The sequence below is a fragment of the Nocardiopsis sp. MT53 genome (assembly GCF_019598965.1).
In the GTDB taxonomy this organism is placed as follows: Bacteria; Actinomycetota; Actinomycetes; order Streptosporangiales; family Streptosporangiaceae; genus Nocardiopsis; species Nocardiopsis changdeensis.
The window spans coordinates 1826533-1846821 of record NZ_CP080599.1; the positions used below are offsets into that span (position 1 = coordinate 1826533).

At 75.0% G+C, this 20289-nt stretch carries 16 protein-coding genes; 5 read left to right on the forward strand and 11 right to left on the reverse strand.

Annotated elements, in window-relative coordinates; all coding sequences use genetic code 11:
* Positions 1 to 26 precede the first annotated feature (26 nt).
* Together K1J57_RS07875 and K1J57_RS07880 are read right to left on the reverse strand one after the other, a co-directional pair.
* Positions 27 to 563, reverse strand: a complete 537-nt coding sequence (locus K1J57_RS07875; RefSeq protein ID WP_220563793.1) for a DUF1360 domain-containing protein — start codon at positions 561 to 563, stop codon at positions 27 to 29.
* A complete protein-coding gene (locus K1J57_RS07880; RefSeq protein WP_220563794.1) occupies positions 553 to 2433 on the reverse strand; it encodes a glycoside hydrolase family 15 protein in 1881 nt (626 codons plus the stop codon). Before K1J57_RS07880 ends, K1J57_RS07875 begins: the two co-directional genes overlap by 11 nt.
* Before the next feature lie 162 nt (positions 2434 to 2595).
* Between K1J57_RS07880 and K1J57_RS07885 the strand changes: the two genes are divergently transcribed.
* On the forward strand, positions 2596 to 3633 hold the full coding sequence (locus tag K1J57_RS07885) for an SDR family oxidoreductase (protein ID WP_255646904.1): 1038 nt from the start codon (positions 2596 to 2598) through the stop codon (positions 3631 to 3633).
* A gap of 46 nt (positions 3634 to 3679) precedes the next feature.
* Positions 3680 to 4048: a DUF3140 domain-containing protein gene (locus tag K1J57_RS07890; RefSeq protein WP_220563795.1), complete on the forward strand. Its 369-nt coding sequence runs from the start codon at positions 3680 to 3682 to the stop codon at positions 4046 to 4048.
* A 48-nt stretch (positions 4049 to 4096) separates the two neighbouring features.
* Here K1J57_RS07890 and K1J57_RS07895 read toward each other — a convergent pair whose 3' ends face one another.
* Entirely contained in the window at positions 4097 to 5074 is a 978-nt protein-coding gene (locus K1J57_RS07895) for a hypothetical protein (RefSeq protein ID WP_220563796.1), read from the reverse strand.
* Positions 5075 to 5153: 79 nt separating this feature from the next.
* Positions 5154 to 6482, reverse strand: coding sequence for a hypothetical protein (locus K1J57_RS07900; RefSeq protein WP_220563797.1), 1329 nt, complete (start codon positions 6480 to 6482; stop codon positions 5154 to 5156).
* A gap of 101 nt (positions 6483 to 6583) precedes the next feature.
* On the opposite strand from K1J57_RS07900, the gene K1J57_RS07905 reads away from it, so the two are divergent.
* Entirely contained in the window at positions 6584 to 7084 is a 501-nt protein-coding gene (locus K1J57_RS07905) for a hypothetical protein (RefSeq protein WP_220563798.1), read from the forward strand.
* 195 nt (positions 7085 to 7279) lie between these two features.
* Here the strand turns inward: K1J57_RS07905 and K1J57_RS07910 are convergent, their stop codons facing one another.
* From K1J57_RS07910 to K1J57_RS07930, 5 genes are all read right to left on the reverse strand, one after another.
* Complete coding sequence (locus K1J57_RS07910; protein ID WP_370634672.1) at positions 7280 to 8353, reverse strand: VWA domain-containing protein; 1074 nt, start codon at positions 8351 to 8353, stop codon at positions 7280 to 7282.
* A gap of 98 nt (positions 8354 to 8451) precedes the next feature.
* Complete coding sequence (locus tag K1J57_RS07915) at positions 8452 to 10803, reverse strand: DUF5682 family protein (protein ID WP_220563800.1); 2352 nt, start codon at positions 10801 to 10803, stop codon at positions 8452 to 8454.
* Positions 10803 to 11921 (reverse strand): AAA family ATPase, encoded by a 1119-nt coding sequence (locus tag K1J57_RS07920; RefSeq protein ID WP_220563801.1) that lies wholly within the window; start codon positions 11919 to 11921, stop codon positions 10803 to 10805. Before K1J57_RS07920 ends, K1J57_RS07915 begins: the two co-directional genes overlap by 1 nt.
* On the reverse strand, positions 11918 to 13447 hold the full coding sequence (locus K1J57_RS07925) for a DUF5691 domain-containing protein (protein ID WP_220563802.1): 1530 nt from the start codon (positions 13445 to 13447) through the stop codon (positions 11918 to 11920). The genes K1J57_RS07920 and K1J57_RS07925 overlap by 4 nt, the downstream gene beginning before the upstream one ends.
* On the reverse strand, positions 13444 to 14694 hold the full coding sequence (locus K1J57_RS07930; RefSeq protein ID WP_220565404.1) for an SWIM zinc finger family protein: 1251 nt from the start codon (positions 14692 to 14694) through the stop codon (positions 13444 to 13446). Before K1J57_RS07930 ends, K1J57_RS07925 begins: the two co-directional genes overlap by 4 nt.
* Positions 14695 to 15161: 467 nt before the next feature.
* On the opposite strand from K1J57_RS07930, the gene K1J57_RS07935 reads away from it, so the two are divergent.
* Together K1J57_RS07935 and K1J57_RS07940 are read left to right on the forward strand one after the other, a co-directional pair.
* On the forward strand, positions 15162 to 16529 hold the full coding sequence (locus K1J57_RS07935) for a cytochrome P450 (RefSeq protein ID WP_220563803.1): 1368 nt from the start codon (positions 15162 to 15164) through the stop codon (positions 16527 to 16529).
* Positions 16530 to 16900: 371 nt separating this feature from the next.
* A complete protein-coding gene (locus tag K1J57_RS07940; protein WP_255647134.1) occupies positions 16901 to 17737 on the forward strand; it encodes a dienelactone hydrolase family protein in 837 nt (278 codons plus the stop codon).
* A gap of 97 nt (positions 17738 to 17834) precedes the next feature.
* Here K1J57_RS07940 and K1J57_RS07945 read toward each other — a convergent pair whose 3' ends face one another.
* Complete coding sequence (locus tag K1J57_RS07945; protein WP_220565405.1) at positions 17835 to 19154, reverse strand: ABC transporter substrate-binding protein; 1320 nt, start codon at positions 19152 to 19154, stop codon at positions 17835 to 17837.
* Positions 19155 to 19212: 58 nt separating this feature from the next.
* Positions 19213 to 20289 carry a branched-chain amino acid ABC transporter permease gene (locus K1J57_RS07950; protein WP_220563805.1) on the reverse strand — a complete coding sequence of 359 codons (1077 nt, stop codon included), beginning with the start codon at positions 20287 to 20289 and terminating at the stop codon, positions 19213 to 19215.

Here is a 20289-nt window from a genome sequence, read left to right on the forward strand (position 1 = left end):
GCCGGGGCCGCGGGCCGGGGCCGACGCTACCCCTCCTGGGCCTTCTGCAGCCGGACGTAGGCCAGCTGGAGCCAGTCGGAGACCGCCACCGCGCTGAACACCGCGCCCGCGCTCCGGGTGAGCCCCGGCGCCAGGACCAGCCCGAAGGCGTACCCCGTGGCGATCCACTGCGCGGTGCAGAACGGGCAGGTGATCAGCTCGCCGGCGGCCTTGCGCCCGCCCTCTCCCCGCACCTCCTCGGAGAGCTCCGCCGGCGCCGAGGCCCCGCGGAAGCGGGTGAAGAACGCCCGCAGCGGGCTGGTGACCGGGTCCTTGGCCAGCAGCCGGGAGACCTTGTGGGTGGTCAGCCCCATGAGCGCGAGGTCCCACGGCCCCACCCGGGCGTCGCTCCGGCGTCCCGCCAGCTTCACCGCCACCAGGCCCGCGCCCACGGAGGCCGCGTAGACCGCCATCGCCGCCGCGTAGCCGCCCAGGGGCTGGTCGCTGCCGTCCCGGTAGATCTCCGCCTCCCGGCGCACCGCCTCCTTGGCCCCCTGCACCGGGTCGGTGGCGTCACTGTTCATGGTCGGCACTCCTCTCCCCTTCGCCCTCCCCCGTGCCCGGCCCCCTGCGGTCGGCCCAGGCGTGCAGGGCGTCCGTGTCGTCGGCGTACTCCAGGTTCATGGCGGCCTCGATCAGGGCGAGGTGGGTGAAGCTCTGGGGGAAGTTGCCCAGCATGGAGCCGTCGGACGCCATCTCCTCGGCCTGGAGCCCGAGGGGCCCCGACCGGCCGCACAGCTCCTCGAACCGCCGGCGCGCCTCCTCCTCCCGCCCGGCGAGCGCCAGGGCCGACACCATGTCGTAGGAGCACAGGAGGAAGGCCCCCTCCGGGGACTCCAGCCCGTCGTCGGTCTCGGCCGGGTCGTAGCGGTGGACGAGGAACCCCGCCTCCCCCAGCTCCTCGTCGACGCGCGCCAGCGTGCCCAGGACCCGGGGGTCGTCCCCCTCCAGGAAGCCCAGCAGCGGCAGCCGCAGCAGGGAGCCGTCCACACGGGAGGACCCGTAGTAGCGGACGAACGATCCGGTCTCCGGGTCGTACCCGCGCCGGAGGACCTCGGCCCGGATCGCGTCGCGCTCGGCGGCCCAGCGCTCCTCGGGGACCTCGTCCTCGCGGCCGGTGAGCCGGGCCAGCCTGATCGCGCGGTCCAGGCAGACCCAGGCGTAGACCTTGGAGTTGGTCCAGTGCCGCCGCTCTCCGCGGACCTCCCAGATCCCCTCGTCCGGCTCCCGCCACACGTCGGCCGCCACGGTCGCCACGGACACCAGGCGGGCGAGGTCCTCCTCGCTCAGGCGCCCGGTGACCTGGTGGTAGTACAGGGCGGCATCGAGGATGTGGCCGTAGACGTCGAGCTGGTGCTGGCCGTGGGCGTCGTTGCCCACCCGCACCGGGCGCGATCCCAGGTGGCCGGAGAGGTGGGTGAGCTCCTCCTCCTTCGGCGGCGGCGCGCCCCGGACGGTCTGGACAGGCGAGATCCAGCCGCGGGGCTCACCGCACGCGCTCAGCAGGAAGCGCAGGTACTGCTCCGCCTCCTCGATGTGGCCCAGCCGCATGAAGGTCAGGACCACCAGGGGGGCGTCGCGGTGCCAGACGTAGCGGTAGTCCCAGTTGCGCTCCCCGCCCGGCCACTCGGGCAGGGAGGTGGTGGGCGCCGAGATCAGCGCCCCCGTCTCCTCGTGGAGCAGCCCCCGCAGCACGAGCAGGCTCCGGTCGACGTGCTCGGCCCCGACCCCCCGGTAGTCGCTGCGCCCCGCCCACGCCCGCCAGGCGGCGAGGGTCTCCTCCAGCAGGGCCCGCCCCTCCTCCTCGCCCACCGCCCGTTCCCCGTGCAGGTAGTCCAGGCACATCAGGGCGTGCTCCCCGGCGGAGAGCTCGGCACGCCATTCGACGTCGCCGTCCTCGTCCACACGCAGGGCGGGGCCGCCGGAGAGCAGCAGCCCCGACGTCGTCTCCGCCAGGTGCTCCCCCCGCTGCTCCCACGCCGGGCTCCCGCGGCCGAAGTCCGGCCGGACGGACAGGCGCGAGCGCACCGCGGCGGCGCCCGAGCGGCACTCCACCATGCGCAGCAGCAGCCCCTCCCGGAACAGGTCCGCCCCCTTCCCGTTCCGCCGCAGGGCGAGCAGGTCGAGGACGGCCACCTCCGTGTCCTCGCCCCGCCAGACGCTCTCCAGTACGAGGCTGTCGTCCAGGTAGGAGCGCTCCGCCGGGCGCGCGTCCGCCACCTCCATGGTCCAGCGGCCGCCGCGCTCCGGGTCGAGGAGGCCGGCCAGGAACGCCGGCCCGTCGAAGGCCGGAGCGCACATCCACACCACCGCCCCGTCCGCTCCGACGAGGGCCGCGGTGTGGCAGTCGGAGAGGAAGGCGTGGTCACCGATGTCCGTGGTCATCCGGTTCATGGGCGTCTCCGCGACGGTCGATTGCGCCGTTCCGATCCGACTGCCCCGGAAGCCCGGAATGAAACCGCAGGTGGGGCCGGACGGGCGGGGACATGAAACGCGCGGCGCCGGGTAGTGGCCACCGGCGCGCGAACGACCGGGTGACTCGGAGGAGGAACCGGGGTGGACGAGAGGACCGGGGTGGACAGGACACCGGGGGACCGGGGGGTGGCGGTGGTCAGCGGGGCCTCCGCGGGCGTGGGCCGGGCCACCGCCCGGGAGTTCGCCCTGCGGGGGTACTCCGTGGCCCTGCTGGCGCGGGGACGGGCCGGGCTGGAGGCCGCCCGGCGGGAGGCCGAGGCCCTGGGGGCGCCCGCCCTCGCCGTGGAGGTGGACGTGAGCGACCCCGCGGCCGTGGACGGCGCTGCGGCGCGGGCCGAGGAGGAGCTGGGGCCGGTCGACGTGTGGGTCAACTCGGCGTTCGCCTCGGTCATCGCCCCGTTCACGCGGACCGGGCCCGAGGAGTACGCGCGGGCCACGGACGTCTGCTACCACGGCTACGTGAACGGTACCCGGGCCGCCCTGGCCCGGATGCTCCCCCGGGACCGGGGGGTGGTCGTGCAGGTGGGGTCGGCGCTGGCCTACCGCGGTATCCCCTACCAGGCGGCCTACTGCGGCGCCAAGCACGCGGTGCGCGGGTTCACCGACTCCGTGCGCGCCGAACTGCTCCGCGACGGTTCGCGGGTGCGGTTCACCGAGGTGCACCTGCCCGCGGTCAACACCCCCCAGTTCTCCTGGGTGCGTTCCCGCATGGGCGCCCGGACCCGCCCGGTGCCCCCGGTCTACCAGCCGGAGGTGGCGGCCCGGGCCATCGTGTGGGCGGCCGAGCACCCCCGCAGGAGGCGGTACCTGGTGGCGCCCTCGACGGTGGCCACCGTGCTGGGGCAGCGGTTCGCGCCCCGGCTGCTGGACCTCTACCTGGCCCGCACCGGCTACGAGGGCCAGGTGCGCGACGCCGCCCCGCCGGAGCGGGACAACCTGTTCGCCCCCCTGGACGCCGAGCACGACCACGGGGCCCACGGGGAGTTCGACGACGAGGCCCGCGAGGTCAGCCTGCTCCAGGAGGCGAGCCGGCGCCGCGGCGCCCTGGCGGTCGCGGGCCTGGCGGGTTTCGCCGCGGGGGCGGGGGTCTACGGCCTCGTCCGGGCCGCCAGGTCCTGACCGGGGCAGGCGGCACGGCCACAGGAGCCGAACACGAGGAGGGGACATGGCCGAGCACGACGAACGCGCCGACGCCGTCTGGGACGCGTTCCACGCGGTGGTGAACATGACCGGCGAGGAGCTGCGGGAATGGCTGCTCACCGACGCCTCGGGCGAGGAGGCCTTCGAGCGGACCGAACCCGACCTGGGCGTGTCGCCGAGGGGCGAGGAGGTGGTGTCCGTGCTCCGCAAGCGGCGCACGGACCTCACCGGTGCGGACATCGACCTCATGGAGCGGGTCACGGACCACGTGCGCGGGCTCCTGGCCGAGCCCCGCCGCGAGGACCCCGCCTGGCGGCGGTCCCTGATGTCGGTGGGGCACGACCCGCTGCGCCCGGACTCGGTCCGCCCCGACGAGGAGGACCTCACGGGCTGACCCCGCCCGGAGCGGGCGGGGGTTTTCCACAGGCTGTGGACGGTCGGGTCACAGGCCCCAGAGGCAGACGGCGGTGCGGTCGTCGTCGTGGCCGTCCGCGCGGAAGTCCAGCTGCCAGGCGAACTCCATGCGCCCCGGGACCCGGCCCGAGCCCCACTGGGCGGCCAGCCGTTCGGCGGTCTCGGCGTCGGCCATCGGGCCGGACAGCCCGGAACCGCACAGCAGGAGCGCCTCCCCCGGGGCGATGCGGTGGCCGTTGACGTGGATCCCGTCCGGGTCGGCGGGCAGGGTGGCGGGCAGCGGCTCCCATTCGCCGCCGCGCAGCAGGCGGGCGGACGCGACGTCGGTCCCGAACAGCAGGCAGTCGGTGGTCTCGCCCTCGGGCGACAGGCGCAGCAGCGCCGCCGTCAGGGCGCCCGTGGGCCCGTACTCCAGTGCGCGGCCCAGGAGTTGCGCGCACAGCTTCCGGAAGTGCTCGGGGTCGCGCAGCGGCGCGGCGAGCCCGGCGATCTCGGCCGCCGCACCGCGCCACAGCAGCCGGCGGACCCGGTCGGCGTCCCTGACCGAGGGGAACGCGCAGGCCGTGACGGCCAGAACGAACGGCTCCCCCGCGTGCTCCAGGGGGTACAGCCCGAAGGACTCCTGCCGGGGCAGGCCCCGCGCGCGGTTGCGGTCGCCGCGCAGGGACACCGCGCGCAGCGCCAGCCCGGGATGGTCGGCCTCGTCGATGACCGTGTCCGGCACGGGGCGGGGCGGCAGCCCCACCGCCCGGCCGGGCAGGCCGGTGTCGCGCGCGGCGGCCTCGGCCTCCACGCCCAGCAGGTCGCCGCCGATCTCGCCCACCGTGGGCAGGCCCAGCTCGTCCCGGAGCAGGACGGTCGTCTTCGTCGCGTCCGGCGAACGCTCGGCCAGCAGCGATCGGCTGGCGCCGCTGACGGTGTCGCCGCCGTCGTCCAGGAGGTCGTTGACCTCCTCCGGCCCGTCGTCGTCCCCCGCCAGCAGATCACCCGTGTGCGTTCCGTCCACCAGGTCCCTTCCCCCCTCGGTCGCGCCCACGTGTGGGACTCCCGGCGGCGGCCCGGGGTTCCCGGCCCCGGTGACCGGTTCAGGACGGGAGTCGGCGGGCCAGCAGCAGCACCAGGGCACCGGCCGCGGTGAGCAGGACGCCGCCGTGCACGAGGACGGCGGCGCGGGGGCCGGTGTCGGGCAGCCGGTCGGGCCTCCCGAACAGGCCGCCGCTCCGGCGGACGAGGGACGGGGACGCCCCGCCGGCGAGTGAGGAAGCCACGTCGGCTGGTGAGGACACTCCGCCCGCGAGTGAGGACGACTCCGCGGCGATGATCGCCGCGGCCGCCTCCTCAGAGCGGTCGACCAGGTCCTGCGGGGTGATCCCGAGCATGCCCGCCAGCTCGTCGACGGAGCGCCGGGACAGTCCGCGCACCCCGTCGACGCCCAGGTGCTCGGCGAGGTCGAACACGGAGACGCCCAACCGGTCGGCGAGGTCGACGAAGGCGAGCCGGCCCGCCTGCCCGGCCGCGGCCTCCAGGTCGGGCCACTGCGCCAGGGGCGTGCCCCGGCAGGGGCCGGTCCGCTCGACGGGGAAGCGCTGCCACTCCCGCGAACCCTCGTGCTCCTCGCCGTTCCCGAGGCACTCCGGTGACGGTGAGGCGGAGGGCGCCGGGTCGGCGGGGGCCTCTTCCCCGCCGGGCTCCCCGGGGGTCCCGGAGTGCCCCTCCCCGGGTGCCCCACCGTGTTCCCCGTGCGGCGACGCCTCGGGGGCGTCGCCGTCCCCGGCGGTCCCCGGAGCCTCCACCGTTCCGGACGGGCCGACGGGCCCGGGAACGGCCGAGGACTCTGACCGCCCGTCGGTCCCGGGCGCCTCCGGAGTCTCAGCGGCACCGGGCCGGTCGACCGGCTCGGGGACGGCAGAGGAGTCCGTTCCCCCGCCGGTCCCGGGTACCCCACCGCCCCCGGTGGCCCCGGGCGTCCCCGCCGCGCCGGACGGATCGGCGGACCGGCCGGGCTCGGGCGCACCCCCGGACCCCGCCCACTCGGCGGCCTCCGCCGCCCCGGACGGACCGGCGGCCTCCCCGCCCCTCGCCTGCGCGGTGACGTCGCAGAAGACGGTCCCCTCCCCCGGGGCCAGGTGGAACACTCCGTCGTCGCCGGGGAACACCTCGACCGGCACGCCCTCCCCGGTGCGGCAGTCGGGGTCCCGGCCGGGGACCTCCAGCCACGGGCCGTCCGCCCGGAGCGCGGGCGCCGCCGGGCCTCCGGTCAGCACCAGCGCACAGGAGCCGTCCTCGCGGACGTGCGCGCAGACCTCCTCCCCGGCCGCCGCCGACGACGGCGCGGGAGAGGCCAGGACCGCCAGCACGGCGACCGCGGAGGCCCCGGCGGTGGCGCGCGCCAGGGACGAGAATCGTGAGGACACCGCACACCGCTTTCCGAGACACTTTGACCACTAAAAGTAATCAATCGGATTCGTTGTGCGACCGAGGCGGCGTCCGCGTGTCCCTGGGACATGATGGGGACATGCGCACTCCCCCGATCACCGTGCAGCGCGTCTCCGTGTGGTGGACCAAGGCGGGCCGCGACGCCCGGTCCGCGGACCTGCGGCGCGGGCTGCCCGACGCCTTCCCCCTGCCCGACCTCCCCGGGCCGGATCCGGAACAGGTCCTCCTCCACAACGTGGAGATGTGGGAGCGGTGGGACTACGAGCCCCGGGAGGAGGCGCGGTACGTCCCCCGGTCCGAGATCCCCTGGTCCCTGCGCCTGCGCGAACACGGCGGCCTGCTGACCGTGTCCCGCGCGCCCGGGGGCACGGAGGCCTTCCCCCGGCGTTGGCCGCGCCCCCTGTTCACCCTGCGGCCCGGGGAGGTCGGCCGCTACCGGGCGAACTTCCGCTTCACCGCCCTGTCCCACCAGTCGGACTGGACGTACGGCGACTGGACCCTGCGCATCGGGTACCGGGCCCCGCGCGACTCCGCGCCGGCCGTGGACGTCGACGACCGCGTCCACCTCTACGGCGGCTGACCCCCGGCACGGGAAGGGCGGGCGGAGACCGCCACAGCCCCGCCCGCCCGGATCGAGTATTCCTGGGTGCCCCACCGGTGAACAGCCCACGGCCCCACCTGGTGGCCCGGATTCCCGGCCGCATTCCTTCCCCGGGGCGCGGCGCCCCATCCGGGGCTTCGGTCCCTTGTCGCCCCGGGGCCGCCCGGAACGCGGTCAGGCGTCCTTCTGCTTGTCCACCCACGCGGTGAGCGGCTGCCCCTGGATGGCGGCGGCCATCAGCTCCGGGAAGACGTCCGGGGTGCAGGCGAACGCCGGGACCCCCATCTCCGCCAGCGCGGCCGCGTTCTCGCGGTCGTAGAACGGCGCGCCCTCGTCGGACAGCGCCAGCAGGACCACCACCTGGACCCCCGCCGCCTGCATGGACGCGACCCGGCGCAGCATCTCCGCCCGGACACCGCCCTCGTACAGGTCGCTGATCAGCACGAAGATCGAGTCGTCGGGCCGGTCGATCAGCCCCTGGCAGTACGCGATCGCCTTGTTGATGTGCGTGCCGCCGCCCAGCTGGGTGCCGAACAGCACCTCCACCGGGTCCGTGAGCTGCTCGGTGAGGTCCACGACCGCGGTGTCGAACACGACCAGCGAGGTGCGCAGCGTCTTCATCGACGCCAGCACCGCGCCGAACACGCTCGCGTACACCACCGACGACGCCATGGACCCGCTCTGGTCGATGGCCAGGACCACGTCCTTCTGCACGCCCTGGCTGCGCCGCCCGTACCCGACGAGGGTCTGCGGCACGATCGTGCCGTGCTCGGGCAGGTAGTGGGCGAGGTTGCGGCGGATGGTCGCGTTCCAGTCGATGTCGGAGACGCGGCGCGGCCGGTGGGTGCGGGCGGAGCGGTCGATGGCGCCCTGCACCAGCGAGCGCGTCTTCTGCGCGACCCGGCGCTCCAGGTCCTCGACCACCCTGCGCACCAGGGCGCGGGCGGACTCGCGCGCCTTGTCGGGCATCACCCGGTTGAGGGACAGCAGGGTGCCGACGAGGTGGACGTCGGGCTCGACGGCCTCCATCATCTCGGGCTCCAGGAGGAGCTGTTGCAGGCCCAGCCGCTCCATGGCGTCCTTCTGCATGACCTGGACGACGGTGGAGGGGAAGTACTCCCGGATGTCGCCGAGCCAGCGGGCCACCCGGGGGGCGGAGCCGCCCAGGCCCGCGGAGCGCCGGTCGCCGCCGGTGCCGGAGCCTCCCGCGTCGCCCCGGTTGTAGAGGGCCTCCAGGGCGGAGTCCATGGCCTGGTCGGTGGTGCCCAGCCCGGAGGGGCAGCGCGCCTCCCGGCCCAGCACCAGCCGCCAGCGGCGCTCGCGCTCGTCGATGGCGTCCGTGGCGTTCACGATGCGCGCTTCCTTCCGTCGGTGAGGATGGCCAGGGCGGTGGCCAGGGCGGGGGCGGCCCGGTCGGCGTCCACGGCGGCCCGGGCGCGGACCTCGACCCGGCGGGCGCCGCCCAGCCGGGCCGCGGCCTCGCCGATCTCGCGGCGCTCGGTGCCGTCGAACGCCCCGAAGGTGCGGCGCAGCAGCGGCAGCACCGCGGTGAACCGCTCCTCGGGCAGGCCCAGCAGCCAGGCGTCGATGAGGCCGAGCATCCGGTCGTCGTGGACCAGCACGAGCCCGCTCCCCTGGAGGAAGCCCTCCAGCCAGGCCGCGGCCGCCGCGGGCTCGGTGCCCTGGGACATGGCCAGCCCCAGGCGGCGGCGCAGCTCGTCGGCGTCGATGTGCCCGGCGTCGGACAGCATCCGGTTGAGGCGCCCGGAGATCCGGCCGGGCAGGGTCTCCCGGCGGGCCAGGGAGGCCAGGGTCGCCTCCCACTCGGCGAGCGCCTCGCCGCCCAGCAGTGTGGCGGCGGAGTGCGTGTGGTCGATCCGGGTGACGAACCGGGCCGCGGCCTCGTCGTCGAGGCCGTGCACGGCCGGGGGCAGCCCCACGCAGACCCGGCGCAGGATCTGCTCGGCGACGGTGCGCAGGTGCGCGGCGTCGGTGCCGCGCACGTCGCCGTAGCGGGCGGAGCGGGCCAGCGGCGGCAGTGCCCCCATCAGGTGGGTGACGTCGCCGTCGGTGGCGGCCCGGTCGGTGAGCAGGGACAGCACGCCGGGCAGGGCGTCGGCCAGGTCCGCCAGCAGGCACTGCTCGGTGAGGGCGGTCAGTTCGGGCAGGTCGGCGTCGGCGGCGCGCTCGGCGGCCCGGGCCGAGGCGGCCCCGGCGACGGTGGTGCCCCACCGGCTGGCCTCGATGAGCGCCACGTCCAGCTCGGGCTCCCAGCGGATGCGCCAGGCCTCCCGGAAGGTGCCCTTGCCGCCGGAGGTCTCCTGCGGGTCGCCCCAGCGGACGTCGAGCATGCGCAGCCGGTGCAGCAGGACGCTGCGTTCACGGTGCCCCTCCTTGCGCAGGTCGAGGTCGAGGTCGCGGTCGAACGGCTCGGCCTTGAGGCGCAGCCGCTTCTGGGCGGCGATGACGTCGCGCTGCAGCGGGACCATGGGCGTGGTGGGCGGCACCGAGCCCATGCGCTCGCCGATCGCCATGGCGTGGTGCACCAGGGCGGCGCGGACGGGTTCGCCCTCGCACAGGACGGCGGTGAGCGCCTCGGACACCTCGTCGAGCCCGGCCAGGGGGCGGCCGCGCAGGACGGCGAGGCTCTCGGCGAGCCGCACGCCCTCGATCACGTGCGAGGAGGACACGTGGTGGCCCTCCTCGCGCAGCCGCCGGGCCGCCTCGGTGAGCCACCGGTGGATCGGCAGGTCGGGGGCGGTGTACAGGTGGTGGTACCAGCCGGGGGCGGTGACCCCGGCGCCGTAACCGCTGGCGGAGGCCAGCCGGCCGTGGGTCCAGGGCACCCAGGTGGCGTTGACCTTGACCTTGGGCAGGCCCTTGAGCAGTCCGGTGTCGGCGCTGACGGGGAAGTCGGCGACGCCGCGCAGGGCGGGCGCGTGCCAGGCGCCGCAGACGACGGCGACCCGCTCGTGCCCCTGCTTGAGGGTGGCCCGCAGCACCTGGCGCATGTACGCCTCGCGGCGGGCGCCGCGGCCCTGCTCGGGGCCGCTCTCCTCCCGGACGGCCGCCATGGCGTCGGCGATGGCGGGGAACGGCGAGGGCTCGCCGTCGCCGCGCTGCTCGACGACGTCGTCCCACCAGCGTTCGGCGTCGTCGTACCCGGCGGCCTCGGCGAGCACGCCCAGGGGGTCCAGACGCAGCCGGTCGCGGCCGACCGCCTCGGGGTCCTCGGTGACACCCTCCTCGGTCGCCGCCCCGTCCTCCTCCGACGCCTCGGTCTCGGCGAGCCGCTCGGCCAGGGTGTGCGCGGCGGGCAGGTCGCAGAACCGCACCGGGACGTCGTTCTCGGCGGCGTAGCGCAGCGCCTCCCACTCCGGTGAGAACGCCGCGAACGGCCAGAACGCCCACCCGTCGCCCGCCGCCACCCTCAACGGACGGCCTCCGGCCGCAGTAGTCTTCTTCCCAGCAGCAGACGCCGCGGCGTCCTTGGGCGGGTCCGCCAGGTGCACCAGCAGCGCCACCGGCGGCTCCAGCTCCCCCACCAGCGGGATCAGCGCGTCCGCCTCCGGCGGCCCCTCGATGAGGACCGCGTCCGGCTTGATCTCGGCCAGCGCCGCCCGGACCGCGCGGGCCGAACCCGGCCCGTGGTGCCGCACGCCCAGGACGTGCAGACCGCTCGTGTCCAGTCGTGCCATCAGGCGCCCACCTCGCGGCAGGCGCGGTAGAACTCGCCCCAGCCCTCGCGGCCGCGGACCACGGTCTCCAGGTACTCGCGCCAGACCACGCCGTCGGACACCCGGTCCTGGACCACGGCGCCCTGGATCCCGGCGGCCACGTCGGCGGGGCGCAGCACCCCGTCGCCGAAGTGCGCGGCCAGCGCGATCCCGTTGGTGAGCACCGAGATCGCCTCGGCGGTGCTCAGCGTGCCGCTGGGCGACTTGACCTTGGTGCCGTTGTCCTCGGTCACCCCGGACCGCAGCTCGCGGAACACGGTGACCACCCGGCGGATCTCGTCGAGCCCGGCGGGCACGTCGGGCAGCTCCAGGGACCGGCCCAGCTGCTCCACCCGCTGGGTGACGATGCGGACCTCGTCCTCGGCGCTGTCGGGCACCGGCAGCACCACGGTGTTGAAGCGGCGGCGCAGCGCGCTGGACAGGTCGTTGACGCCGCGGTCGCGGTCGTTGGCGGTGGCGATGATGTTGAACCCGCGCTGGGCCTGCACCTCGATGCCCAGCTCGGGCACGGGCAGCGCCTTCTCCGACAGCACGGTGATGAGGCCGTCCTGCACGTCGGAGGGCATGCGGGTGAGCTCCTCGATGCGGCCGATGGCGCCGCGCGCCATGGCGGTCATCACGGGGCTGGGCACCAGCGCCTCCCGGGAGGGGCCCTCGGCGAGCAGCCTGGCGTAGTTCCAGCCGTACCGGACGGCCTCCTCGGAGGTGCCCGCGGTGCCCTGCACCAGGAGCGTGGAGTCGCCGGAGATCGCGGCGGTCAGGTGCTCGGACAGCCAGGTCTTGGCGGTGCCGGGGACGCCGATGAGCAGCAGCGCGCGGTCGGTGGCCAGGGTCGCGACGGCGACCTCGACGACGCGGCGGGCGCCGATGTACTTGGGCGTGATCTCGGTGCCGTCCTCCAGGGTGGCGCCCAGGAGGTACTGCGTCACCGCCCAGGGGGAGAGCCGCCAGCCCGGGGGGCGCCGCCGGTCGTCCGCCTTGGCCAGCGCCTCCAGTTCGGCGGCGTAGGTCTGCTCCGCGTGCGGGCGCAGGGCCTGCGCCGCGTCGGTGGAGATGGAGGGGGCGGAGGAGGTGGTCACACGAGCTCCTTGTGCATGTCGAGGCGGAAGCGAAGGGTGTTGAGCAGGCTCTGGTAGGCGTGGTCGCTGGGGCCGCCGCCGACGGCGGCCAGGTTGGGGGTCTCCCTGGGCAGGTCGTGGACCAGTTCGGGCGGCGTGCGCTCGGCGACGAGCAGGCACACGGACCGGTAGCCGCCCTGGTCGCGGTCCCAGCCCTTGCCGCCGAGACGGTCCACGACCTGGTGCACCAGCTTCGCGGTCCAGGGGCCGGGCACCGCGTTGAGCAGGGACCACACGTCGCGGGTGCCGGTGCCGGGGCCGAAGGAGCGCTCCACCAGGGCGCAGCGCTCTCCGACGGGCAGGACGCGCAGCAGCGGTTCGAGCTGGAGGGAGCGGCGGCCGCGGGCGGCCTTGACCATCCGGTCGGTGACCCGGCCCTCCAGCAGGCCCAGGGCGGCGCGGGCCCACACCGCGTCCTCCTGGACGCCGATGGCGTTGAGGAGGGCGTCGTGCAGCTCGTCGTCGCCGGAGCGGGCGACCCGCTCCAGGACCCCGGCGGGATCGGTGCCGAGCAGGTCGGTCCACACGTCGAGCGGTGTGCGGGTGACCAGCGTCCACAGGTACTCGGAGCGTTCGCGCAGGCCGATCTCGCCGGTGGGCCGGGCCAGGGCGAGGTCGCGCAGCAGGCCGGCCTCGTCGGGTTCGACGGGGGTGACCACGACGGTGTCCTTGGGGCCGGGCCCGGCGTGGGCCCGCACGTGGTCGCGCAGCCGGTCGGCGTGGGCGCTGTGCGGCAGCCGGGTGAGCAGGGACAGCGCCAGGCCGCGGACGTTGGCTCCCTTGTCGTCGAGGGCGGTCTCCAGCAGGTCGGCGTCCTCGGGCCCCAGGCCGGTCTCCATCGCCTCCAGCAGGCGGCGGCGCAGTTCGGCCTTGCGCAGGTCGGGCCAGACGGCGGCGAGCAGTTCGCGGCCCCGCGCCGGGTCGGCGGCGCGCAGGGCGCCGAGCATGCGGCGGCGCTCGCCCTCGGTGCCGTGCAGCCAGGTGTCCTCGTCGAAGACGTCGGCGGGGTCGGACTCGGTGAGCAGGTACGCCCAGTCGGGGTCGAACCGGGCCAGCCAGCGCCCGCGCGAGCCGCCGGCCGCGGCCACCGCGGAGCGCAGCGCGCTGTCGCGGGCGCCCCGGTCCAGCAGGGCGGGCAGGTGCTCGGCGGGGGCGCGCAGGCCCGCGGCGGCGACCAGTTCCAGCCACTCGGGCAGGAGCTCGGAGCGGTCGGCCAGGATCGCCTCCAGGCGCCGGACGGCCTGTTCCCCGACCTCGGGCAGGTCGGGACCGGGGTCGGGGTCGATCGGGTCGACCCGGGCCGGCGTGTACCCGGCCAGGCGGCGCACGGTGGCCAGGGCGGCCCGGTCGAGGAGGGCGGCCGCGCCCTCGCTCTCGCCGGTGGCGGGCAGGTCGGGGGTCTCGGGGACCGCGCGGCGGGCGGTGCCCACGAGCGCGGCGGAGACCAGCAGGTCCCAGGAGTCGGGGGCCGGGGAGGGGGTGGTCACAGGGGGATCGCCTTTCCGGTCCGGTCCCAAACGGCGAGGGGGGTGAGTCCTTCGGCGGGCGACCACTCGGCGGCCACCGTGGCCGGGCGCCCGCCGGTGACCGCCAGCAGGCGCCGGGGGACGCCGGTGGCCAGGGGCAGGGCGTCGCCGCCGGGGTCGGCCAGGTACCAGCGGTCGTCCCGGGCGGGTGCGGCGTCGGCCAGGACCACCGGCCAGGTCTCCCGCCAGGGGTCCTCGGCGAGGACTGCGGCGTGGGCGTCGAGCGCGCCGGCGACCGTGGTGCCCTGGGGGACGGGTCCGGGGAGCTCGGTGCCCGGGTCGGGGACGACCCGGTGGCCGTCGGGGTAGAAGGACAGGTCGGCCTCCACGGCGGTGCCGAGCCGGTAGGGGGTGGTGGGCGCCTGGTCGGCACGGCCGAAGCTGAGGGCCAGGGCGGTGCGCCCGGTCCGGGCGCCGCGCAGCCACACGCGCAGGCCGGTCATGTCGTCCTCGGCGCCGGGGACGGTGCGCCGGCCCAGCACCACCCAGGTGTCGCCGACGCTCTCGCCGCCGGCCCGCACCTCGTCGGCCTTGAGGGTGATACCGACCCGGGAGCGGATCGCGCCGCGGGTGCGCTCGCCCAGGGCGTCGCCCGCCCCGTAGCCGTCGATGAGCAGGTGGAGCAGGCCCAGGTGCTCCAGGACCCGCTCGGGCCAGCTCTCCTGCCGGGCCACGGAGGGCAGCCGGGAGACCCAGCCCGAGGCGCCGCGCGCCTTGGCGTCGGTCAGCCGCTTGGCCATGCGGTCCCAGTGGTCGTAGCCGTGTTTGGGGACCTCGGCGAGCCCGGCGTCGATCTGGTCGTGCAGCCACAGGCGCAGCTCGGCCAGTCCGGCGGCGACGGCCTCCTCGCGGGCCCGCAGGGTGGCGGCCGCCTTGGCCGGGTCGGCGGGGGCCGCCTTGGCGGGGTCCGCGGCGCGTGCCTGCCGGGCGGCCCGCCCGTCGAGCCAGGAGCCGACCCAGGAGGGCTTGTCCTCCCGGTCGGCGACCTCGCCCTGTGCCCACAGGGCGAGCAGGCCCAGGACGTGCTTGCAGGGGATCTTGCGGCTGGGACAGCTGCACTTGTAGGCGGGGCCGGTGCCGCCGTCCAGGTGGACGGCGGCCAGGTAGGGCTTGGAGCCGCTGCCCTGGCACTCGCCCCACACGGCGGAGGTGCCGCCGGCGGACGCGGCGACCGCCCCCCGCTGCGGCCACGACGCCGCCTTGCCCACCTTGACGGCGGCTTTGCGGGACGCGGCGTCCGGGGCGACGGCCCATACGTCGTCGATACTCCATCGGTCGCTCACAACAAGAACACTACGGGTCGACCCCGACAAAACGAGCCCTGCGGGAAGGCCCGGGAGAGGCTTCACCGGATTGTCGCCCGGGCGTGCCATGCTGGCCCGGGCGCGCCCCCTCGGCGATATTTCGCGCCATTCACACGAAAGGTCTCTTTCGTCATATCGGGCGGCTTTCGCCGGAGAAATCCATCAGTTGAATCCGACATTTCTCCGGAGCCGTTGAAAAAGCCGTCGTCGGCTCCTAGAATGCACGCTCAGGCTGTCGGCCCCCGCCCCTTCGCCATCGGACGCCCCGTTCCGCGCCCACGCGCCGTTCGCGTCTCCCTGCCCCGTGCACGCACACCCCCGTTCCCGAAGGGAGGGAAGCGGCCCCTGCCACAGCGGGCACCGCGCACCCGATGACCACCCGTTCCTCCGACGGGGAGCCCGCCTGCCCCGTTCCCGCCGGTCTCCCCCGCCTCTACGGCCCCACCCCCGACACCGGGCGCGACTCCCTCTGGGACGAGCTGCGCGAACGCCACGGCCCGGTGGCCGCGGTGGAACTGGAGCCGGGCGTCCGCGTCTGGCTGCTGCTGGGCTACCACGAGAACCTCACGGTGCTGCAGAGCCCGCACCTGTTCTCCCGCGACACCCGGAGGTGGCGCGAGGTCGTCGAGGGCCGCGTCGAGCCGTCCGCGACCCGGCCCGCCCTGTCCTGGCGGCCCAACGCCCTGTACGCCGACGACGCCGAGCACACCCGGCTGCGCGCTCCGATCGTGGCGGCCCTGTCCCGGGTGGACATGGCCGCCACCGCCCGCGAGGTGCGCCGGATCGCCGACGACCTCATCGACGCGTTCATCGCCGACGGCGAGGCCGACCTCATCGGCGGGTTCGCCGACCCCCTCCCGGTCCTGGTGCTCAACCGGCTGTACGGGCTGCCCGACGGCTACGGGCACATGCTCGGCGACCTCACCCGGGTGGTCTTCGGCGACGACGCCCGCAGGGCCGGGGAGGCCGTCGTCCGCACCCAGCAGTACTTCGCGGGGCTGGTCGCCCGCAAGCGCCGCTCCCCCGGGAACGACCTGGCGTCGTGGATGCTGGAACACGCCAACGGGCTGACCGACCACGAGGTGGCGCACCAGGCGGCGCTGATCAACAACGCGGGCCACCAGCCCACCACCCACCTCATCGGCAACACCATGCACACCCTGCTCACCGATGAGCGCATCCGCGCCGCGCACGCCGACGCCCGGCTCTCCGTGCGGGAACTGCTCGACCACGTCATGTGGACGGACACCCCGTTCCAGGTGCTGCCCGCCCGGTTCGCCCTCCAGGACGTGCGGATCGGCAACGCCGAGGTGCGGACGGGGGACGCGCTGCTCATCGGCTTCGACCCGGCGCACCGCGACCCGGCGGTGCGCCGCGGCCGCGAGGAGACCGGCGTGGTGAGCGGGGCGCGGGCGCACCTGATGTTCGGCGCCGGCCCGCACGCCTGTCCGGCCCGGGAGCTGGCCCGGATGATCGCCGCGACCGGGGTGAGCGCCCTGCACGAGCGCCTGGCGGGGCTGCGGCCGGCGATGGACCCGGTCCTGCTGCGCCGGGTGCCGTCCCCGTTCGTGCGCGGACTGGCCGCCCTGCCCGTGGAGTTCACGCCGGGCGCGCCCCGGCCGCGCCCGGCCCCCGCCGCGGATCCGTTCCCCGCCGCGGACTCAGGGCAGGAGCCGCGGACCGGCTCGGACGACCCGCTGGGGCGGCTGTTCGCCTGGTGGCGGTCGCTGCGCCGCTGAGGCCGCGGAGGGGCCGGAGCCCGCCCGAATCGCACCCCGATCACCGCCTTTCGCACTGAACCACCGAATACACCGGGGTGACCCGGAGTACACGACCGGTGATTCAACGGATGCGCGTTCATCGGATGGACACGATAGTGAAAGCGGGAAATCGCCCGAATTGCAGGGTACATTCACACCCGATCGGGACGGGATCCCTTTTCTCGGCACGTCGGAAAGACGTGTCCCCCCGACCCGGGCCGCTTCGGCACGGGTTCCCGCAGAAAAGGATGAACGTGCACACGACAACCCTTTCCCCCGAATCCCCCGATATCACCCCCACCCCGCGCCGGCTGCGGTCGTGGGCCGCCCGCACGGCGGCCGCCGTCCTGATGGCCGCCGCCGTGGCGGCCGGGACCGCCGCGCCCGCCCACGCCGACAATCCCTACGAACGCGGGCCCGCCCCCACCGAGCAGAGCGTCACCGCGCTGCGCGGTCCCTTCGACACCGACACCGTCTCCGTCTCCTCCCTCGTGGTGAGCGGGTTCGGCGGCGGCACCATCTACTACCCGACCGACCGCAGCGAGGGCACCTTCGGCGGCGTGGTCATCGCCCCCGGCTACACCGCGAGCCAGTCGTCCATGTCCTGGTACGGGGAGCGGATCGCCTCCCAGGGCTTCGTGGTGTTCACCATCGACACCATCACCCGCTACGACCAGCCCGACAGCCGCGGCCGCCAGCTCGACGCCGCCCTGGACTACCTGGTCGAGGACAGCCGGGTCGCCGACCGGGTGGACGGCTCCCGGCTCGCCGTGATGGGGCACTCCATGGGCGGCGGCGGCACCCTCGCCATCGCCGAGGACCGGCCCGAGCTGCAGGCGGCGATCCCGCTGACCCCGTGGCACACCCAGAAGAACTGGTCGGACCTGGAGGTTCCCACCCTGGTCATCGGCGCCGAGAACGACTCCGTCGCCTCGGTCCGCACCCACTCCATCCCGTTCTACGAGAGCCTGCCCTCCTCGCTCGACCGCGCGTACCTGGAGCTGCGCGGCGCGAGCCACTTCGCCCCGAACGTCTCGAACACGACGATCGCCCGCTACTCGATCTCCTGGCTGAAGCGGTTCGTCGACGACGACACCCGCTACGAGCAGTTCCTGTGCCCGCCGCCGCGGACCGGGTTCGGTACGGACTTCTCCGACTACCGCGACTCCTGCCCGCACGGCTCCTGACCCGCACACGGGGGCGGCGCCCCGGGGACCGTTCCCCGGGGCGCCGCCCTCTCGTCCTTCCGGGCCGCCGGAACCCCTCCGGCGGCCCGTCTCCCGCTCAGTCGTGGAAGACCAGCTCCTCCGGGGACAGCGGGGTGAAGTCGACCTCCTCGATGGGGCCGCCGTCGCGGTCGGTGACCCGGGTCTCCTGGAGCATCTCGATGGCCCCGCCCTCCTGGTACTGGACGATGTAGGCGCCCTGGTGGCCGCCGTGGTCCCCGCCGGAGGACGAGAACGGCACCGGCCCGGGGCCCTGCCACTCCTGCTCCTCCAGCGCGTCGACCAGCGCCTGGCGGGTCAGGTCGGGCCCGGCGGACATCAGGACCTGGGCGAACATGACGGCCTGGGTCATACCGAAGATGTGCGTGTTGGTGAGGGGGTCGCCCTCGCCGTACTCCTCGTAGACGTCGATGAAGAACGCCGACCACTCGTCCTCCGTGTCCTCGACCCGGGGCATGTAGCTGGTGATGATCAGCCCGTCCAGGAAGGTGTCCGCCGGCACCCCCTCCGCGTCGGTGTCCTCGGTGAACGCCGCCAGTAGGCCCTGGAGGGTCGCGGTGTCACCGCCGATGCTGGAGACGACCCACTGGGGGTCGTAGTCGGTGCTCGCCGCCTCCAGCATGGCCAGGGCGACGAAGGCCGGGATGCAGGAGCAGACCACGACCTCGGCCCCGGAGCGCTTGAGCTCGGCGACCTGGGCGCTCAGGTCCGGGACCTCGGACTCGTAGTGCTGGCGGGTGACGACCTCGTCGGTGAGGTACTGGTCCAGCCCCTCCTGGGAGTCCTCGCCCACGTCGTCGTTCTGGAACAGGTAGCCGACGTCCTGGCCGGGGAAGTTCTCGACGATGTACTGCCCCTGGATCTTGGCCTCCTTGGTGTAGTCCACCTGCCAGCCGTAGGTCAGCGGGTGCTCCTCGGTGTTGTTCCAGGCCAGGGCCCCGGAGGCGGGGAACACGTCGGGAACGCCCTCCTCGTTGAGGTAGTCGACGACACCGCCGTGGGTGGGCGTGCCCAGCCCCCCGAACATCGCGAAGATCTCGTCCTCGATCACCAGCTGCCGGGTGACGTCGATGGTCCTGGCGGGGTCGTACCCGTCGTCCTCGACCCGGTAGTCGATCTCCCGGCCGTGGATGCCGCCCTGCTCGTTGACGTAGTCGAAGACGGCGGCGGCGCCGCGGGAGATCGACATGTAGCCCGCCGCGGCGGGGCCGGTGAGGGGCTGGTGGGTGCCGATGACGATGGCGTCGTCGGTGACGCCGGTGGACACGGACAGGTCCGGGCCCTCCGACTCGGTGACCTCTCCGGCCCCGGTGCAGGCGGTCGCGGTCAGGGCCAGGGCCAGGGAGGCGGCCAGGGCGCCTCGTCTCGCCGTGTTCATCGTGGTGCGCACGGTGTTCTCCTTCGGTGGGGGGTGCGGTGCGGGATGAGGGTGCGGGTCAGCGGGACCGGCGCAGGAGCGCGCGCAGCCGCTGGAGGATGCCGTGCAGCCCGAGGGGCTGGAACCGCAGGACGAGGATGAGCAGCACGCCGAACAGCACGATCGGCAGGTTGTTCTCCACGTCCTTGCTGAGCTCGAACGCGCGGACGGCGTCCGAGAGCCAGATCTCCAGGTAGACCACGGCCAGGGCGGCCCACAGGGCGCCCCACATGCTGCCGATGCCGCCCAGGACCAGGGCCGCGAGCAGGGTCAGCGACAGCGAGAGCGTGAACATGCTCGGGGTGGCGGTGCCCAGGACGTACACCTGGAGCCCGCCCGCCAGGCCGCCCGCCGCGGAGGCGATGACGAACGCGGTGACCTTGGTGCCCCCGACCGGGACACCCGACATGGCGGCGGCGGTCTCGTCGTCGCGGACCGTCCGCATCCGGCGGCCGAGCCGCCCCGTGGAGATCGTCGCCAGGACGGCCAGGCCCAGGACCACAGCCGTCCAGACCACTAGCGCCTTCCACTCGCTGTCGGTCACCAGGCCCTGGAGGAAGGGCGGGGCCCCGGCGGTGCGCACGGTGAGGCCGTTGCTGCCGCCGAACACCTCGTGGTACCGGTGCGTCAGGCCGGGCAGGCCGACGGCGAGGATGAGGGTCGCGCCGGCCAGGTAGGGGCCGTGCAGGCGGGCGGTGGCGGCGCCGACGGCGATGCCGGCGACCACCGCCACGGCCACCACGAGGACGAGGTTCGCGGCCAGCGGGAGCATCGGCAGGTTCAGGACCAGCAGCGCCATCGTGTAGGCGCCGATCATCATGAACGCGCCGTGGCCCAGGGACACCTGGCCGCTGCCCCCGGTGAGGAGCTGGAGGCCGGCGACGGCCAGCATCGTGTACCCGACGGCGGCCATCCGCAGCGCGGTGAGGTCGCCGGTGACCAGGAGCAGCCCGGTGACGGCGGCCAGCGCCAGGGCGGCGAGCAGCAGGTGGCGCAGCGGGGAGGGCAGGTCGGCCCAGCCCCGGCGCGGGGCGCTCCCGCGGTCCGGGGCGCTCTCGGCGGAGCGGGGTTCGCGCTCGGTGGCGGACGTGGACAT

What these genes read in the sequence shown, in the direction of transcription:
- K1J57_RS07910 (WP_370634672.1), bottom strand. Translation starts at nt 8,353, where the DNA reads ATGGACTCCGCCCTGGAGGCCCTCTACAACCGGGGCGACGCGGGAGGC.
- K1J57_RS07890 (WP_220563795.1), top strand. Translation starts at nt 3,680, where the DNA reads ATGGCCGAGCACGACGAACGCGCCGACGCCGTCTGGGACGCGTTCCAC.
- K1J57_RS07940 (WP_255647134.1), top strand. Translation starts at nt 16,901, where the DNA reads ATGGCCGCCGCCGTGGCGGCCGGGACCGCCGCGCCCGCCCACGCCGAC.
- K1J57_RS07905 (WP_220563798.1), top strand. Translation starts at nt 6,584, where the DNA reads ATGCGCACTCCCCCGATCACCGTGCAGCGCGTCTCCGTGTGGTGGACC.
- K1J57_RS07880 (WP_220563794.1), bottom strand. Translation starts at nt 2,433, where the DNA reads ATGAACCGGATGACCACGGACATCGGTGACCACGCCTTCCTCTCCGAC.
- K1J57_RS07875 (WP_220563793.1), bottom strand. Translation starts at nt 563, where the DNA reads ATGAACAGTGACGCCACCGACCCGGTGCAGGGGGCCAAGGAGGCGGTG.
- K1J57_RS07945 (WP_220565405.1), bottom strand. Translation starts at nt 19,154, where the DNA reads ATGAACACGGCGAGACGAGGCGCCCTGGCCGCCTCCCTGGCCCTGGCC.
- K1J57_RS07915 (WP_220563800.1), bottom strand. Translation starts at nt 10,803, where the DNA reads ATGGCACGACTGGACACGAGCGGTCTGCACGTCCTGGGCGTGCGGCAC.
- K1J57_RS07935 (WP_220563803.1), top strand. Translation starts at nt 15,162, where the DNA reads ATGACCACCCGTTCCTCCGACGGGGAGCCCGCCTGCCCCGTTCCCGCC.
- K1J57_RS07950 (WP_220563805.1), bottom strand. Translation starts at nt 20,289, where the DNA reads ATGTCCACGTCCGCCACCGAGCGCGAACCCCGCTCCGCCGAGAGCGCC.